General features: G+C 56.8%; 15 protein-coding genes. 10 read left to right on the top strand and 5 right to left on the bottom strand.

Annotated elements, in window-relative coordinates; translation table 11 throughout:
- Window positions 1–307: 307 nt before the first annotated feature.
- Window positions 308–1105 carry a class I SAM-dependent methyltransferase gene (locus tag ACN0WX_RS13065; protein WP_417622776.1) on the bottom strand — a complete coding sequence of 266 codons (798 nt, stop codon included), beginning with the start codon at window positions 1103–1105 and terminating at the stop codon, window positions 308–310.
- A 109-nt stretch (window positions 1106–1214) separates the two neighbouring features.
- Window positions 1215–3395: an excinuclease ABC subunit UvrB gene (uvrB, locus tag ACN0WX_RS13060; RefSeq protein WP_417622775.1), complete on the bottom strand. Its 2181-nt coding sequence runs from the start codon at window positions 3393–3395 to the stop codon at window positions 1215–1217.
- Between the two features lie 139 nt (window positions 3396–3534).
- Here uvrB and ACN0WX_RS13055 point away from each other — a divergent pair, with 139 nt between their 5' ends.
- The 9 genes from ACN0WX_RS13055 (at window position 3535) to pal (ending at window position 12054) form a co-directional block, all read left to right on the top strand.
- On the top strand, window positions 3535–4077 hold the full coding sequence (locus ACN0WX_RS13055) for a DUF3617 domain-containing protein (protein ID WP_417622774.1): 543 nt from the start codon (window positions 3535–3537) through the stop codon (window positions 4075–4077).
- Window positions 4078–4291: 214 nt separating this feature from the next.
- Window positions 4292–5635 carry an amidohydrolase gene (locus ACN0WX_RS13050; protein WP_417622773.1) on the top strand — a complete coding sequence of 448 codons (1344 nt, stop codon included), beginning with the start codon at window positions 4292–4294 and terminating at the stop codon, window positions 5633–5635.
- Entirely contained in the window at window positions 5628–7370 is a 1743-nt protein-coding gene (locus ACN0WX_RS13045; protein ID WP_417622772.1) for an N-acyl-D-amino-acid deacylase family protein, read from the top strand. The genes ACN0WX_RS13050 and ACN0WX_RS13045 overlap by 8 nt, the downstream gene beginning before the upstream one ends.
- A 291-nt stretch (window positions 7371–7661) precedes the next feature.
- Window positions 7662–8138, top strand: coding sequence for a YbgC/FadM family acyl-CoA thioesterase (locus tag ACN0WX_RS13040; RefSeq protein WP_417622771.1), 477 nt, complete (start codon window positions 7662–7664; stop codon window positions 8136–8138).
- 64 nt (window positions 8139–8202) lie between these two features.
- On the top strand, window positions 8203–8850 hold the full coding sequence (gene tolQ / locus ACN0WX_RS13035; protein WP_417622851.1) for a protein TolQ: 648 nt from the start codon (window positions 8203–8205) through the stop codon (window positions 8848–8850).
- 2 nt (window positions 8851–8852) lie between these two features.
- On the top strand, window positions 8853–9305 hold the full coding sequence (gene tolR / locus ACN0WX_RS13030) for a protein TolR (RefSeq protein ID WP_417622770.1): 453 nt from the start codon (window positions 8853–8855) through the stop codon (window positions 9303–9305).
- 15 nt (window positions 9306–9320) lie between these two features.
- The gene (locus tag ACN0WX_RS13025) at window positions 9321–10121 is read left to right on the top strand and encodes a cell envelope biogenesis protein TolA (RefSeq protein ID WP_417622769.1); all 801 of its coding nucleotides are present in this window, start codon (window positions 9321–9323) and stop codon (window positions 10119–10121) included.
- 16 nt (window positions 10122–10137) lie between these two features.
- On the top strand, window positions 10138–11472 hold the full coding sequence (gene tolB, locus ACN0WX_RS13020) for a Tol-Pal system beta propeller repeat protein TolB (RefSeq protein WP_417622850.1): 1335 nt from the start codon (window positions 10138–10140) through the stop codon (window positions 11470–11472).
- Window positions 11473–11547: 75 nt separating this feature from the next.
- Window positions 11548–12054: a peptidoglycan-associated lipoprotein Pal gene (gene pal, locus ACN0WX_RS13015; protein WP_417622849.1), complete on the top strand. Its 507-nt coding sequence runs from the start codon at window positions 11548–11550 to the stop codon at window positions 12052–12054.
- 76 nt (window positions 12055–12130) lie between these two features.
- On the opposite strand, the gene ACN0WX_RS13010 is transcribed toward pal, so the two are convergent.
- The 3 genes from ACN0WX_RS13010 to ACN0WX_RS13000 all read right to left on the bottom strand — a co-directional run bounded on the left by ACN0WX_RS13010 (window position 12131) and on the right by ACN0WX_RS13000 (window position 16129).
- On the bottom strand, window positions 12131–12427 hold the full coding sequence (locus tag ACN0WX_RS13010; RefSeq protein ID WP_417622768.1) for a hypothetical protein: 297 nt from the start codon (window positions 12425–12427) through the stop codon (window positions 12131–12133).
- A 48-nt stretch (window positions 12428–12475) separates the two neighbouring features.
- Window positions 12476–15388 (bottom strand): M16 family metallopeptidase, encoded by a 2913-nt coding sequence (locus ACN0WX_RS13005; RefSeq protein ID WP_417622767.1) that lies wholly within the window; start codon window positions 15386–15388, stop codon window positions 12476–12478.
- 111 nt (window positions 15389–15499) lie between these two features.
- Window positions 15500–16129 carry a class I SAM-dependent methyltransferase gene (locus tag ACN0WX_RS13000; RefSeq protein WP_417622766.1) on the bottom strand — a complete coding sequence of 210 codons (630 nt, stop codon included), beginning with the start codon at window positions 16127–16129 and terminating at the stop codon, window positions 15500–15502.
- Window positions 16130–16231: 102 nt separating this feature from the next.
- Here ACN0WX_RS13000 and ACN0WX_RS12995 point away from each other — a divergent pair, with 102 nt between their 5' ends.
- Window positions 16232–16552, top strand: a complete 321-nt coding sequence (locus ACN0WX_RS12995; RefSeq protein WP_417622765.1) for an antibiotic biosynthesis monooxygenase family protein — start codon at window positions 16232–16234, stop codon at window positions 16550–16552.
- The last annotated feature ends 14 nt before the right edge of the window (window positions 16553–16566 follow it).

Genomic DNA, 16566 nt, shown 5'->3' with positions numbered 1-16566 from the left:
TTACCCCTAAGACGCCCGGCGCACCGGATGCTTGTCTCTGGACAGTTTGTATCAATGCAATCTGTGTAGCAGCCCTCTAGCTAACATGACCTGAACAGTCTTGTAAACTATCGTAACATATCGTAACATATCGTAAATCATTGAAATTATATTACAATTTTGCGTAACTTATGCATAACGCCCCGTTAAGCATTGTACGCACGATGGCGGCATTTTCGCTCAACAGCGAAAATGCCTTATTTTCCATATAGTTGCGATTGCCACCGATTCGCGCGACGGAAAACAGCCAAATATTGATCTGGCAAAGTTATCCGGGCTTGCGAAAACGCATCATAAAGCGACTGGTTTTGCCGCGAACAGCCGAATCAAAAACATTCTTTTCCAGATCATCGTCGGGATTGGCGAACATTTCGCTTTCCCCGTCGAGCACGAATCCGGCCTTGAGGAAATCAGATCGCACCGTTGCGGGATCAATCCGGTGGGTTTTTTCCACCACCGCGCGTGTATCACCGGGGGAACCGACATGATCGATTACGGCGACGATACCACCGGGTTTCAGACCCGCATACAGATTTGCCAGAACGACAGCTGGATCCATTTTTTCAAATTTGAACCGTTCGCTTTCCCAGTAAAAATCATGATAGATCAAGTGTAGCATGGCAAAATCAATGCTGTTTTCTGCCGGTTTATAATCAGGCAATTGTGAAGCCACCATGGTCACATTGGATTGTCGTGCTGCGACACCCGCCCATTTTTCCTTCGACTGGTCGCTGGACACGAATTGCGGGGGGTTGACGGCGATCACCGAGCCTCCAGCTCCAACGATCCGGCCCATGATTTCGCTATAATAGCCGCCACCAGCAAAAATATCGAGTACAGCATCCCCGGTCTCAAGCCCCATGAACGATAATACGTCTGCCGGTTTTCTACTCGCATCCAGTTTAATATCGGCCTCATCGCGCCCCGGATCGGATACCGCACCCATAAAATCCGACGCTGTTTCTTCTGCGCTCGTCGCCGGTGCTGCGACAGCTGCCGCCGCGTAGGCCGGAACCGCGATTGCCAAAGCAGAAACCGCAAAAGTCAAAAGATAGGACGCACGCATGATGTTTCTCCCCATTATGTTTTACCAACATGGACCGGTACGACCGTTCGCACAAGCGGTTGAACGCCCACCAGTCTAGTTTGATATGCGGTTGGTCGAAACGCGTTGATCAGCGCATCTTGCGCTGCGTGCGCCCGTATTTGCCCTTGCGCGTGCCCGGACGCCCCTCGGTGGCTCTGCCTTTCGGCTGTGCAAGCTGCAAATCGGCCGGCAGGCCCAGCTCCTCTGCTTCCAGCTTGCGGATTTCGTCGCGCAGCCGACCCGCTTCCTCAAACTCCAGATCGGCAGCCGCGTCACGCATCCGTTTCTCCAGGCTTTCGATATGGGCCCTCAGATTATGGCCGACGAGATGATCGGTATCGTCATCAATCGGCACGGTGACCATATCCTTGGAAGCCACATGGGCGATAATGTCACCGATATTTTTCTTGATCGAGAGCGGCGTGATTCCGTGGGCTTCGTTATATTCCACCTGCTTCTCGCGGCGGCGGTCGGTTTCGTTGAGCGCACGCTCCATCGAACCGGTCATCCGGTCGGCATACAGGATGACGCGACCATCGACATTGCGCGCCGCGCGGCCGATCGTCTGGATCAATGAAGTTTCGCTGCGCAAAAAGCCTTCCTTGTCGGCGTCCAGTATCGCGACCAGCCCGCATTCCGGAATATCGAGGCCTTCGCGCAAGAGATTGATCCCGACCAGCACGTCATAGACGCCCAGCCGCAGGTCACGGATCAGTTCGATCCGCTCCAGCGTCTCGACATCACTGTGCATGTAGCGGACCTTGATCCCCGCTTCGTGCATGAATTCGGTCAGGTCTTCCGCCATGCGCTTGGTCAGAGTCGTGATCAGGGTGCGATAGCCCTGCGCCGCTACCTTGCGGCATTCGTTGATCACGTCATCGACCTGATCCTCGACCGGCTTGATCTCCACGGGCGGATCGATCAGCCCCGTCGGGCGGATCACCTGTTCGCTGAATACGCCGCCGGTCTGTTCCATCTCCCACGGACCGGGTGTAGCGGAAACGCAGACCGTCTGCGGCCGCATCGCGTCCCATTCGTTGAAGCGCAAAGGCCGGTTGTCGATGCAACTGGGCAGTCGGAAGCCAAATTCGGCAAGCGTGATCTTGCGGCGGTGATCGCCCTTGGACATGGCACCGATTTGCGGGACTGTCTGATGGCTTTCATCGACAAACAGCAGCGCGTTGTCCGGCAGATATTCGAACAGGGTCGGCGGTGGTTCACCCGGCAAACGGCCAGTCAGAAAGCGCGAATAATTTTCGATACCGGCGCAGCTGCCGGTGGCGGCGATCATCTCGAGATCGAAATTGGTCCGCTGTTCCAGCCGCTGATGCTCGATCAGCTTGCCTTCGGCCTCGAGCTCCTTGAGCCGGACGCCCAGCTCAAGCTTGATCGCTTCCATCGCCTGTTTCATCGTCGGCCCCGGTGTCACATAATGCGAATTGGCAAAGATTCGGACACGGTTGAGACTGGCGCCCTTCTTGCCGGTCAGCGGATCAAATTCGACAATCTCCTCAATCTCGTCGCCGAAAAAACTGATCCGCCAGGCCATATCTTCATAATGCGACGGGAATATCTCCAGACTGTCGCCGCGTACGCGGAAATTGCCGCGGGCGAATGCCTGATCATTGCGCTTGTACTGCAGCGACACCAGCTTGCGGATGATATCCCGCTGGTCGACCGCCTGTTCCTTCTTGAGGTCGAAGATCATCGCCGAATAGGTCTCGACCGAACCGATACCGTAAAGACAGGAAACCGAGGCGACAATGATCACGTCATCGCGCTCAAGCAGAGCGCGGGTCGCACTGTGCCGCATCCGGTCGATTGCCTCGTTTACCGAGCTTTCCTTTTCGATATAGGTATCCGACCGCGCGACATAGGCTTCGGGCTGATAATAGTCATAATAAGAGACAAAATATTCCACGGCATTATCCGGGAAAAAATTCTTGAACTCGCCATATAGCTGCGCCGCCAATATCTTGTTGGGGGCAAGGATCAGCGCGGGCCTTTGCAATTGCTCGATGATCTTGGCCATCGTGAAAGTCTTGCCCGAACCGGTGACCCCGAGCAGCACCTGATCGCGCTCGTCATCCCGCATCCCCGCAACCAGTTCCTGAATAGCAACGGGCTGATCACCCGCAGGTTCAAAATCGCTGACCAGCTTGAACGGCCTTCCGCCTTCCGATTTCTCGGGACGACTAGGCTTGTGCGGCACAAAATTTGAGCCCGTATCCGGTTCCGCCAAGCCTCTTCTGATCACCAATTCTGTCATGTTGACGATATGGAACAAAAAGGGTCCAATGTCATCCCCGGAAACGTAATTACCAAAGATCGCGATGATAGAAAATTTACATCGGATGATCTCCGGTATAAGACTTGCTCGGGGGCATCATTATTGAGGGAAGATCCAAGTGAAACATTTACTATTATCAGTGGCGGCGTTCGGCCTTATCACCGGTTGTTCAGATACCGGTGCCGACAAGGACGGCGACGGCAAGATTACGGCTGACGAAGTCGCCGAGGAAATGAACAAGGTCACACTCGAGCCCGGCGAATGGGAAAATACCGTAGAAATTGTTGACGTAAAAATTGAAGGGTTGCCGGAAGGTGCATCGGCTGGTGTCATAAATAGCATGAAGGGCAAGGTCACAACCTCAAAATCCTGCATTACCAAGGAAGAAGCAACCAATCCGGGTGCACAATTTTTTGCTGCACAGGAAAAAACCCATTGTGAGGTCAAGAAATTCGATATGAGCGGCGGCGCTGTGTCATCGGAAATGTCCTGCAGCAATATGGGCGGCGCTCCCGGCAGCATGACCATGGTGATGAACGGACAATATGGCCCGAGTAACTACGATATGACTATGGATATGAACGGCGGTGCAGCCGGCATGAAAATGGATATTTCCGCCAAGAGCAACGGCAAGTGGATTGGAAAATGTCCAACCGGATGATCCTGGCCGAACTGGTAATATAATAGAAAAAGGCAGGAGCGTGAGCTTCTGCCTTTTATTTTATTCCTGACCGCATCACCGCCGCGGAAGATTGCCTAGGTTGATGCGCGCCTCACATATTCGGCACTGTCTTTTTTTCGCAACCCGGACGCCAACAGACTTTGCGCTTTTTGTGCCGATCGGGCATAGAAAGGCAATAAACAAGGAGAAAATCATGAAACATCTTTTGGCCTTGACCGCAACGACCGCCTTGCTTTGGAATACTCCTGTCTCTGCGCAAGAGGAGTCGTCGTCACCCGAGCTGGCTGCCGCAATTGCAGCGGATTATGACAATAAGCTGGAAGCATTGTTTCTCGATTTTCACCGCAATCCCGAGCTGTCCTACAAGGAAACCCGTACTGCTGCGATCATAGCCAGGCAATGGCGCGATTCCGGGTTTACCGTCACAGAGAAAGTCGGTGGCACCGGCGTCGTCGCGGTGATGAAAAACGGTGAAGGTCCGACCCTGATGCTGCGCGCTGACATGGACGGCCTGCCGCTCGTCGAGGACAGTGGGCTGGACTATATGTCGACTGCAAAACAGGTCAGCATCGACGGCGAGGAAAAGCCGGTGATGCACGCCTGCGGCCATGATGTGCACATTACCTCGCTGATCGGCACCGGACGCCGGATGGCGGCGATGAAGGATCAATGGGCAGGCACTCTGGTGCTGATCGCCCAGCCTGCCGAGGAACGCATCGGCGGTGCGAAGCTGATGATGGATGACGGACTCTATACCCGTTTTCCCAAGCCGGACTTCGCCCTTGCCTTCCATGTCTCTGCAGACACGCCGACGGGCCAGCTGTCGATCGGCGAAGGCATTGAAAGCAGTTCGTCCGACAGCGTCGATATCATCGTTCACGGAATTGGGGCACATGGTGCTTCTCCGCACCGTGGCAAGGATCCGATCGTGATGGGTGCGGAAATCATCATGGCGCTGCAGACGATTGTCAGCCGCGAAATCGCGCCCCTGAAACCGGGTGTGATCACCGTCGGTTCCTTCCACAGCGGCTTCAAGCACAATATTATCTCCGACAAGGCGACCTTGCAGCTCACAGTCCGTTCGGACGACGAGGAAACCCGGGCAAAATTGCTTGAAGGGATCAAGCGCATCGCGACCAATGTCGGGCGCATGAATGGCCTGCCCGAGGACAAGCTGCCCGAAGTGCTGGTTTCGCATGAATCAACACCGGCCAATTATAATGACGCCGCGTTGACTGCCCGGGTCAAGGACGTATTCGCCAAGCGGTTCGGTGAAGAAGTGTTCGACAACAAGCCGCGCGAGGGCATGGGCGCAGAGGATTTTGCCTATTTCGTCGAGCCCAATACCGATGTTCCCGGCGTCTATTTCTCGGTCGGCGGCACCCCGCAGGCCGACTTCGATCGCGAGAAAGCCGGCGGTGCACCGGTGCCTTCGCATCATTCGCCGTTCTTCAAGATTGCGCCCAGAGAATCCGTGACGCTGGGAACCGAAGCGATGACCGCGGCAGCCCTTGAACTGCTTTCAGCCAATGACTGATTCCCCGACCGCACGCCCATCCCGTCGGAATTTGCTGTTCACGGCGGCATTGCTGCTGGTCACATCCTGCACGACAGTCTCGAATACAAGCGTCGAGCCCGTTGCCGGGGCGCAGTCATTCGATATCCTGATCGACAACGGATTGATTGTGGATGGCAGCGGCTCTGCGCCTTATGTCGGCGATGTCGCAATTCGCGATGACCGCATTGTCGCGGTTTCGTCCGAAATATCCGGCAGCGCAAAGCGCGTCATCGATGCCCGCGGCCTGGCCGTCGCGCCGGGCTTCATCAACATGCTCAGCTGGGCAGCGGATGCCCTCATCGCCGACGGCGCTGGCGAGAGCGACATCCGTCAGGGCGTGACATTGGAGGTGTTCGGCGAGGGAACCTCAGACGCGCCGATATCAGACAAAATGGCGCAAACCGACGAGAGCCGCCAGGGCGACATACGCTATCCGATCACTTGGCGCAGTCTTGATCAATATTTCGACGCAATGGAAACACGCGGTATCGCGCCCAATATCGCGACATTTGTCGGCGCAACGACCGTGCGGATCAACGAGCTTGGCTATGCGGATGTCGATCCGGACGCGGCTCAGCTGGACAGGATGCGCGCGCTCGTCCGCGAGGCGATGGATGACGGGGCGATGGGCGTGGGCAGCTCGCTGATCTATGCACCCGCCAGCTATGCAGAAACCCCGGAACTCATCGCGCTGGCGACCGAGTCCGCGCGCTGTGGCGGCATGTATATCAGCCATATGCGCAACGAGAGCGACATGGTCCTCGAAGCGATTGACGAACTGATCGAAATTGCCGAAAAATCCGGCGGTCCTGCGGAAATCTATCATCTGAAACAGGCTGGCAGGGACAATTGGGGCAAACTCGACGCGATTATCGCGAAAGTGGAGGCCGCCCGAGCGAAGGGCCTGCGGATCACCGCCGACATGTATACCTATACCGCCGGCTCCACCGGCCTTGATGCGGCCATGCCGACCTGGGTACAGGAAGGCGGCTATGAGCAATGGAAGACGCGCCTGCAGGACCCCGCGACACGCAAGCGCGTGCTGGCTGAAATGCGCGGCAAGCCGGTGGGCTGGGAAAGCCTCTATTATCATGCCGGTCCCGAAAAAATGATGCTCGTCGGGTTCAAGAATGACCAGTTGAAGCCCCTCACCGGCAAGACTCTCGCCGAAGTTGCGGCGATGCGTGGCACCAGCGCTGAAGACACGGCCATCGATCTGGTGATCGAGGATGGCAGCCGGGTCCAGGTAGTCTATTTCCTGATGGATGAAGCCAACGTTGCGCGGCAGGCCGCCCTGCCCTGGATGTCCTTCGGATCCGACGCTGCGGCCCTCGCCCCTCGCGGGGTGTTCCTGAAATCCTCCACCCATCCACGGGCCTACGGCAATTTTGCCCGGTTGCTCGGTAAATATGTCCGGGAAGAGAAGCGGGCGACGCTGGCCGATGCGGTGCGGCGATTGACCAGCATGCCGGCGGCCAATCTGGGGCTGAAAGATCGCGGCAGTTTGGCTACCGGAGCTTTTGCAGATATCGTGATTTTCGATCCCGCCACGATTGCCGACACGGCCACCTATGCGGAGCCGCAGCAATTCGCCGTCGGCATGCACCATGTGCTGGTAAATGGTGAACCGGTGCTGAGCGACGGCAAGATGACCGGAGCCCGTCCGGGTCGCGCCGTTCGGGGACCCGGCTGGAACAACTGCCCTCCTCTTTAAGCAAGGAAAATGCCGATGCACGAGGGGCTGACCCGCGAGCAGATCGACGGCCTGAAGAAGGCTTTGCGCGCCTGGCAATACGAACTGCAGGCACCCAACAAGCAGGGCGGGGACCGGCGAGCATTGGAATAGCCCTCAACCGCGTGAGCGAGGGTGAATATGGCTGGTGCGCGGAATGCGGCGAAGCGATTGCCGACTTCGGCAGTCAGACGGACTCAAAATTGCGCTCAGCCGAATACGGGTCGAACATTCCCCCTTCCGCCGTTGAATCGAACCGCGTAAAGTCGGTGAATGGACATTGCCGCCCTTATTCCCGCTGACATCAAACCGCACGACGGCCGCTTTGTCGGCGGAAAACATTATTTCGCGACCCGCGTCTATTTCGAGGACACAGATTTTTCCGGGATCGTCTATCATGCCAATTATCTGCGCTATATGGAACGGGCCCGTTCGGACATGCTCCGCCAACTCGATATGGACCAGAATGCAGCCTATGAGAGCGGCGAAGGCGTCTATGCGGTGGTCGATCTGACGATGAAATATCTGTTGCCAGCCAAGCTGGATGACGATCTGGTCGTGATCAGCACGGTGGAGACGCTGCGCGCGGCCAGTGTGATTATCGACCAGAAGATCATGCGCGGGTCGGATCATATTACGTCAGCCTCTGTTCACGCAGCCTTTCTTACCCCTGCCGGACGCCCGAGGAGACAGCCGAAAGCGTGGACAAAAGCTTTTGCCAGCGTCATGAATCATGCTGCTTTGAAATGAAGGATAACAGAACTTGCTAGACCAACTTTCCCTGGGAGCGACCACCGGTAATTTCTCTCCATTCATGCTGTTCATGGAAGCCGATATTGTCGTCAAGGCGGTGATGATCGGCCTGCTGCTGGCCAGTGTCTGGACCTGGACGATCATCGTCAGCTTTGGCATGAAAATTGGGCAAATTGCGCGAAAATCCGACAGGTTCGAGGCGGCATTTGCCAAGACCGACAATATTGACAGATTTTTTGATGAACATGGCAAGTCCAACCTGCCGAGCGCGAAAGTTCTCGCCTCCGGGGTCAAGGAATGGCGCCGTTCGACCGCCAAGGGTCGGGTTGACCGCGACGGCACCCGACAGCGGCTGGCCACCGCAATGAACATGACGATCGCCGAGGAAGTGGATCGCATCGCCGACCGGCTCAATTTTCTCGCCACCGTGGGTGCCGTGGCTCCCTTTGTCGGCCTGTTCGGTACGGTCTGGGGCATCATGCGCAGTTTCTCGGCGATTGCCGCAGAGCAGAACAGCTCGCTGGCCGTGGTCGCGCCCGGTATTGCAGAAGCGCTGTTCGCCACAGCCATCGGCCTGTTTGCCGCCATCCCGGCGGTCATCGCCTATAACCGCTTCTCCCACCGGCTGAACAAGCTGGAGGCCCGTATGGGCCGCTTTGCCGACGGATTTCACGCCACGCTCAGCCGCGAACTGGAGCTGGGAGACTGAGCATGGGGATGAACATGGGATCCGGAATCGGGAGGCGCGGCAGCAGTCGCGGACGCGCGCCGATGGCCGAGATCAACGTCACGCCCTTTGTCGACGTGATGCTGGTGCTGCTGATCATTTTCATGGTGACGGCGCCGCTGCTGGTAGCCGGCGTTCCCGTCGACTTGCCGGAGAGCCGCGCCAATGCGCTGGAACAGGAACAGGAGCCGGTCCAGATTTCGATCGACAATGAAGGCCGTGTTTTTATCGAGGACGAGGAATTAAGTCGTGGCGCTCTGGCGACAAGATTGCGCGAAATTGCCGCCGATCAGAATCCCGAGGATCCGCGGCAGATCATGCTGCGTGGTGACAAGACGCTCGACTATGGGCTTGTCATGGGCGTGATGGGTGAACTCAACCGGGCGGGACTGAACCGGGTTTCGCTGGTCACTACAGGTTCATCCGAAACACCATAATAGTGGACAGCTGATATGGAGAAAGCTGAAAAAATTGGCTTGGGAATAGCGGCTGCGGGTCATGTGGCTCTTTTTGGCGCGCTGTCATTAAGCGTCCTGAGCAGCACCAACGAAGCTTTTCGCAACAAACCGATCGAAGTGATGATCGCCGATGAAGTGGGCCTCGAAAGCGCCGCACCCGATCCAGCCATGATCACGCCGGCGACGAGCGTCGCGCCCGAACTGGGCGCGCCTGAAGAGAGCAGCCTTGTTGAACCGGAGCCGTTGCCGGAACCACCCAAGGCCGAAGCAAGGCCGACACCGGCAGTCGCACCAGCGCCGGTATCGCGAGAACCCCGCAGACGTCCGGACAAACCCGCCAGCACCACTGCCCGAGCAGAGCCCCAGCCAAAACCAAAACAGAAGCCGAAGCCCCGCGGCTCCCGGCTAGGTGATGATTTTCTGAAAGGAGTTACCGACGCGTCCTCGGTCAGTCGTAACCAGAATATTGCGGCTGAAAAGGCGTCAGCAGCGACCGTCGCGTCGCTGCAACGTGAATTATACCGGCTGGTGAAACAGAAGTGGCGACCACCAACCGGCGCGGACGCCGAGCTTTTGCGGACCAAGGTGACCGCGCGCCTCGATAGCGAGGGGCGAATCATCGGCACCCCAACGGCGACAACAACCGGCATCACTCCGAGCAACCGGTCCCAGGTCGACGTTCACCAGGAACGTGCCATTGCCGCCGTACAGCTTGCCGCGCCTTACACGACATTTCCGGAAAAATTCTATGACGAGTGGAAGGTTATCGAACCTATCCTGTATCTTGGTGTTTAGGAGACCATTCATGCGAATCCCCACTACCCATATTCGAACTTTGATCGTTGCCATCGTCGCCTGTTTTGGATTGTCCGCAACCGCTCATGCCCAATTGACGGTCGATGTCGACAACAGCGCTTCAGAAGAGCTGGTGATCGCGGTCCCCGGTCTGCCGACACCGCAAAATCAGGATACAGCCGCGGGCAGTACCGCCGAACTGGGTAGCAAGATCAGTGATGTCATTGTCAGCGACCTGCGGTCCAGCGGCTTGTTCAAACCGATTGGCCGCAATCAGGTGCGCGCGATCAGCTTCGGCGAAGTCACTGCTCCGCAATTCCCTTACTGGAGCAGCACCAGCGCGTCGGCGCTGATCCAGGGATTTGTCCGGGGCAATGCGGACGGCAAGCTGACGGTGGGCTGCTATCTCTATGATGTCGCGCTGGAAACTGAACTCACCCGTCAGGGCTTTATTGTCGAACCCGGAGACTGGCGGAGAGCCGCCCATAAATGCGCCGATTCCATTTATTCCCGGCTGAGCGGAGAATCGCCGTTTTTCGACAGCCGCATCGCCTATATTGCCGAGACCGGCCCGAAGGGTAACAGGGTCAAACGCTTGGCAATCATGGACAGTGACGGTGCCAATCACCGGTTCATCACCAACGGCCAGGCCACCGCCCTGACGCCGCGCTTTTCACCGGATTACAAAAGCATCGTCTATCTGAGTTTTCTCGACGGCAATCCGCGCATCTATATCTACGATATCGGCACGGGCCGGCAGCGGCTGATCACCCAGAGCACCAACCCGACCTTCGCACCACGCTGGTCGCCGGATGGCAAGTGGATCCTCTATTCGATGGCCATCGCCGGCAATACTGATATCTACAAGGTCTCGGCAGCGGGCGGTGCGAATCCGCAACGCCTGACCTTTTCCCCCGGCATTGACATCGGCGGCAGCTTCTCTCCCGACGGCAGCCGGATTGTCTTTGAAAGCGACCGCTCGGGCAGCCAGCAACTCTACGTGATGGATGCCAATGGCGGAAACGAGCGACGGATCAGCTTTGGTGGTGGACGTTTTGCCACACCGGAATGGAGCCCGCGCGGAGACCTGATTGCTTTCACCAAAATTGCCGGCAATTTCCGCATCGGCGTGATGACCCCCAGCGGTGGCGGCCAACGGCTGCTGACCAACAGCTGGCAGGACGAAGCGCCGACATGGGCGCCCAACGGCAGGGTAATCCAGTTTTTCCGGACCACGCAGGGCAACGGGCAAACCGGCATCTGGCAAGTGGACCTCACCGGCCGCAATGAGCGACAGCTGCCCACTCCGGTCAACGGCTCGGATCCAGCATGGGGCCCTTTGTTGCCGTGAATTAGGATCACGACAAGCGACTAAAAAAAGATTACAACAAGCCGAAGGGCAATTTTAACTAGGAGCAGAATGATGATCAAATTTACGACCCCCCTGTTGATTACCACCAGCCTGGTTTTGGCCGGTTGCGCCAAAAAACCTCCCGAAGAACTGCCACCGGCACCCGTTGGCACCGCGCCGACCCCGGCGCCAACCGGGCCGACTGGCCCGGGCTATGCGCCAGGTTCACAGGGCGATTTTCTCGCCAATACGATGTCAGACAGGGTCTTGTTCGATACCGACCGGTTCAATATCGATCCCCAGGATCAGGCCATTTTGCAAAGCCAGGCCCAGTGGCTGGCGCAAAATCCCAATGCGCGCATCACGATCGAAGGTCATTGCGACGAACGCGGCACCCGCGACTATAACCTCGCGCTCGGCGAACGCCGTGCCAATGCGGCGAAAAACTATCTCGCTTCGCTGGGTGTCAGCCCGGCGCGGATGACGACGGTGAGCTATGGCAAGGAACGCCCCGAAGCCCTCGCCTCCACCGAAAGTGCCTGGGCTCAGAACCGCCGTGCTGTGAGCATCGTGGTGCGTTAAATTGCCCTGAAACCAGAGACAAAAAAGGGCCGCCACCTGATCAGGTAGCGGCCCTTTTTCGTTATCTGAAAAATGCTTATTTCTTGGTGCCGGTCATCGCCATTTCACCAAAAGCACCCGCTTTTACCGAACCGGACAGCTGACCGTCGGTAATCGTGGCATCACCTTCCAGTTTCATTGGCATGGGAACGGTCATGTTCATTTCCCATGTGATGTGATTGCCATCGACCTTGCCATTTTCGACATCCATCGACCCCATGGCACCGGCGTTGTTGCCGGTGAACGTGTCGCCGTCGGTGACAATTGTGAATTCCGACGTCTGGTCTCCCATCGGCGATTTGGTCACACAGGCATAAGTTCCATCAATAGACATTCCATTCTCCTTTTAATGTCAAAGCTCTGACTCTGTTCAGGCTGACGATCACTCGCTACCACCCGCCGAATCATCCGAACTGCTGTCATTGTTAACACCAGTGTCACTAGCTTCATAGCCGCGATATTCGATCGGCATGTCGAGTGCCTCAAGCTGCGTCTTGATCTTGTCGACGTCGCCGACAATCACCCAGGTGAATTTATCCGGGTCAATCGCTTCGGCCATCGCCTGATTGAGATCATCTGCGGTCATCGCCTGATATCGATCCGCCACCGTTTCTGCATAATTGGACGGCCGACCGAACATCACGTCACCCTGCATCTGGCCCATGATGCTTGGCGTGCGTTCAAACTGCCCGGGCAACTGGCGGACATTGCCATTGACCGTGCGTTGCAGTTCCTCCGGCGTGACCCCGTTTGTGCCAAGAAAATCGCGGACCTGCGCATCTATGGCGGCGACAGCCGGGCCGGTCTGGTTGGTCTGGACAGGCGCACGCATGGAATAGAAAGCGCGGTCTTCGCCGCGGACGACGCTGTTGCGCGTGCCGTAGCTCCAGCCCTTGGTTTCGCGCAAATCCATATTGATCCGCGAGAGGAAATTGCCGCCCAATATTTCATTGGCCGCGCCGAGCATCAGCAGATCATCGGAGCCCTTATACGGCAATATCTGTCCCGCCAAAATCATCGACTGCGGCGAATTGGGACGATGGACGACGATGATCCGGCCATCTCCTTCCGGAATGGCAGCATCAAAATTCTTTGCCGGCGCAGCTTTTCCAGCCCCCTTCCAGCGACCGAAGCGCATCTCGAGCTTGTCGAGCAAGACCTGCTTGTCGATCTTCCCCGCGGCAAAGATGGTTGCCTTTGCGGGGTGTATCCATTGTTGATGAAAGGCCTTCAAATCATCGCGAGTAATCGCGGATACTGTCTCCTTGGTGCCATTGCCCGAAAGGCCGCGGCCATAAGGGTGACTGGTACCAAAGATCACCGGCGGCAGAATATTGTTGGCGATGCTCAGCGGATCGCTTTCCTCCCGGTCGATCGCGGTCAACTGCTGGACGCGGATGCGCTCGATATCATCCGTCTTGAACGCCGGATTTTTGACAATATCCGCCATCAGGTCGAGCGAGGCATCAAGATTCGGGTTGACCGCGCTCAGATCGACATCGGTCCGGTCCCGACCGCCGCCGATACTGATATTGGCGCCCAGCCGTTCCTGCTGTTCGGCAATTTCGACTGATGTCAGGCTGGTCGTGCCTTCTTCCAGAATCGCGGTTACAAAATTCTGCAAACCGAGCTTGTCGGAAGAATCGGCACTGATGCCAGCATTGAAAGACAGCGTCACGCGCGTCATCGGCACCGCATCACGATGGGCAAAATAGACCTTGATGCCATTGGACAGGGTCGCGGTTTCGACATCCGGGAAATCGACATTGGGAATGTCGCCGACAGGCGGCAAATGAGACCGGTCGGGTGCGGGCACGCTGGCCGCTTCACCATCTTGTGTGTAGAAAGCAGGAGCCGTCAATACGCCGGTGCGGGCACCCTTGCCAGCACCGACTTCCTGATATTCATCCCGCTCACCCGGGATCACCCGGATACCGACCACGGGACGGGTCAGCCATTTCTGCATCGCAGCCTTGACCGCTGCGGGTGTCGTCGATGCTAGTCGGCCGAGTTCCTTTTTGTAAAATTCCGGATCGTCGGAATAAAGCTTGCCCTGCGCCAAAGCGACCGCTTTGCCGCTAAATCCTCCAACCTGCTCAAGTCCGGCAATCCGTGCCGCAGCATCGCGCGTCGCCACTCGCTGCACTTCGTCGACGGTCGGGCCATTGGCGATGAAGTCAGCGATAATCTCGTCGAGCCTCTTGGCGACAGCATCGGCATCTTCGCCCGGTTTGACGTCCGCCTGGATGTTTACCAGACTGCCGTGCACGAACGGAATGACATAGGCTGACACAGCCACGGCATTTTTCTCGTCCCGCACCATGATATTGTCGAGCCGCGAGCTGGCAAGACCACCGAGCACGGTCATACCGACATCAAGCGGCGTATAATCCGGATCGTTCAGGCCCGGCACCACCCAGTTACGGTAGATGCGCGTGGTCGCGACCTTGTCTTTCATGACCTCGTATACCGGTGCATCCAGTGTCGGCAATGCCGGGTTGAGCTGCGGAATGGGCTTGCCCGGCGGGATTGCACCAAACCATTTATTGACCTTTGACCGCGCGGTCGCTGCGTCTATATCACCGGCCAGAACCAGGATGGAATTATTCGGTCCATAATGGTCGGTGAACCATGTTTTCATATCATCGAGCGAAGCCGCTTCGAGATCTTCCAGAGACCCGATCGTGTCGTGGCCATAGGGATGGTCGGCAGGAAACAGCAATTCGGTCTGGCGGTAGCCGACCAGTCCATATGGCTGATTGTCACCCTGGCGTTTTTCATTCGAAACGACACCGATCTGGTTGTCGAGCTTCTCTTGCGTCACCGCGCCCAGCAAATGCCCCATCCGGTCGCTTTCCAGGAACAGGGCGACATCCAGCGCGGAGGTCGGAACGGTCTGGAAATAATTGGTCCGGTCAAGCCAGGTCGTGCCGTTGAGATCAGTTGCACCAATTTGCCGCAGCGGCTCGAAAAAATCGCCCGGCGCATTTTCCGAACCGTTGAACATGATATGTTCGAACAGATGCGCATAGCCGGTCTTGCCCTCCGGCTCATTAGCCGAACCGACACCATACCAGATGGATACCGCCACAACCGGTGCCTTGCGATCGGTGTGGACCAGCACTTTCAAACCGTTGTCCAGCGTGAATTCTTCATAGGGAATATCCACCGCATCCACCAGTTCACTAACCGGCGCTGGCGCAACCGTTTCACGTTCCTTGGCCAGCACCGGAGCAGCGACGGTCAAGGAGGTGGTGGTCAACGCCAGAAACAGCGCACGAGACAAACGAGACATCGGGATATTCCTCTCAATCATAATATAAATAACATATCTTCAAACATGCCGGTAAACAGGGCTTTGCGGATTGCCGCCTTCGACAAACACCTTTCATTCGTCGACGAACGGCTATTTCGCTTTCCACCCCCAGAACAGATGACATGGCAAGATATTCCAGAATGAATAACCGCTGTCGATATGGTCAAAATGCGGCGTCATGAAATCACGCGCCTTTTTAACAAATTGGTAGACCAGAAAGGCCCCACCTGGCCGGATCGCTTCATAGGTCTCCCTCGCGATTTTGGGGCCGAGTTGGTCCGGCAATGTCGAGAAGGGCAGACCGGAAAGAATATAGTCGGCTTTTTCGTGACCAAGCTCGCGAATGATCTTTTGCACATCGGCTGCGGACCCGTGGATTGGGTAAAAGCGGCTGTCGCGGATCGACTTGCCCAGATAGTCAATGAAATCAGGATTTAGGTCGATCACGATCAGCGTTGCATCAGATTTCATGCGTTCCAGCACCGGTCGGCAGAAAGTGCCCACGCCCGGTCCATATTCGACAAACAGATTGCATTCATCCCATTTCACCGGCGCGAGCATCTTTCTGACCGTGATATCCGAGGACGGGATGATCGAACCCACCATCACCGGATGCTTCAGGAAACCCTTGAAGAAGACGCCCCAGGGGCCGAGACGCCGCTCCAGCCGCAATTTGAGGCGGTCCACGAATTTCGTTTTGGCGATACTGTTATTCAACACATTACTCCGGTGACAGATCAAACTGTTTTATTAGGACATCACAGCACAGGTTACAAATATTTTACCGGTTGCCCGTCACAATCGAACGATTAGAAAAGGATCATGTTTCTGCACCCGAAAGGCTCGATCGCGATCATATTTTGCGCCCAGCGTACCGGCGTGGATGATGCGGGCTATCAGGCTGCGGCAGCATCAATGTCCATGTTGGCAGAACGGCAACCCGGCTATCTCGGCAAAAATGATGCAAGATCTGACGATGGCCTGGGAATTACGGTCAGCTACTGGCGTGATGATGCCAGTGCCAAGGCATGGCGCGATCACCCCGGTCATGCCGCCATCCGTGAACAGGGGCGTGGCAAATGGTATAGCGAATATAGTCTTCACGTCGCGCGCGTAGAACGTGGCTATGACTGGAAGAAATAGCATGGCATAGGGCG

It is taken from the genome of Parasphingorhabdus sp. (assembly GCF_048269915.1).
GTDB lineage: Bacteria > Pseudomonadota > Alphaproteobacteria > Sphingomonadales > Sphingomonadaceae > Parasphingorhabdus.
Note: the sequence above shows the minus strand (reverse complement) of the source record. Positions and strands in the feature narration are given on the sequence as shown.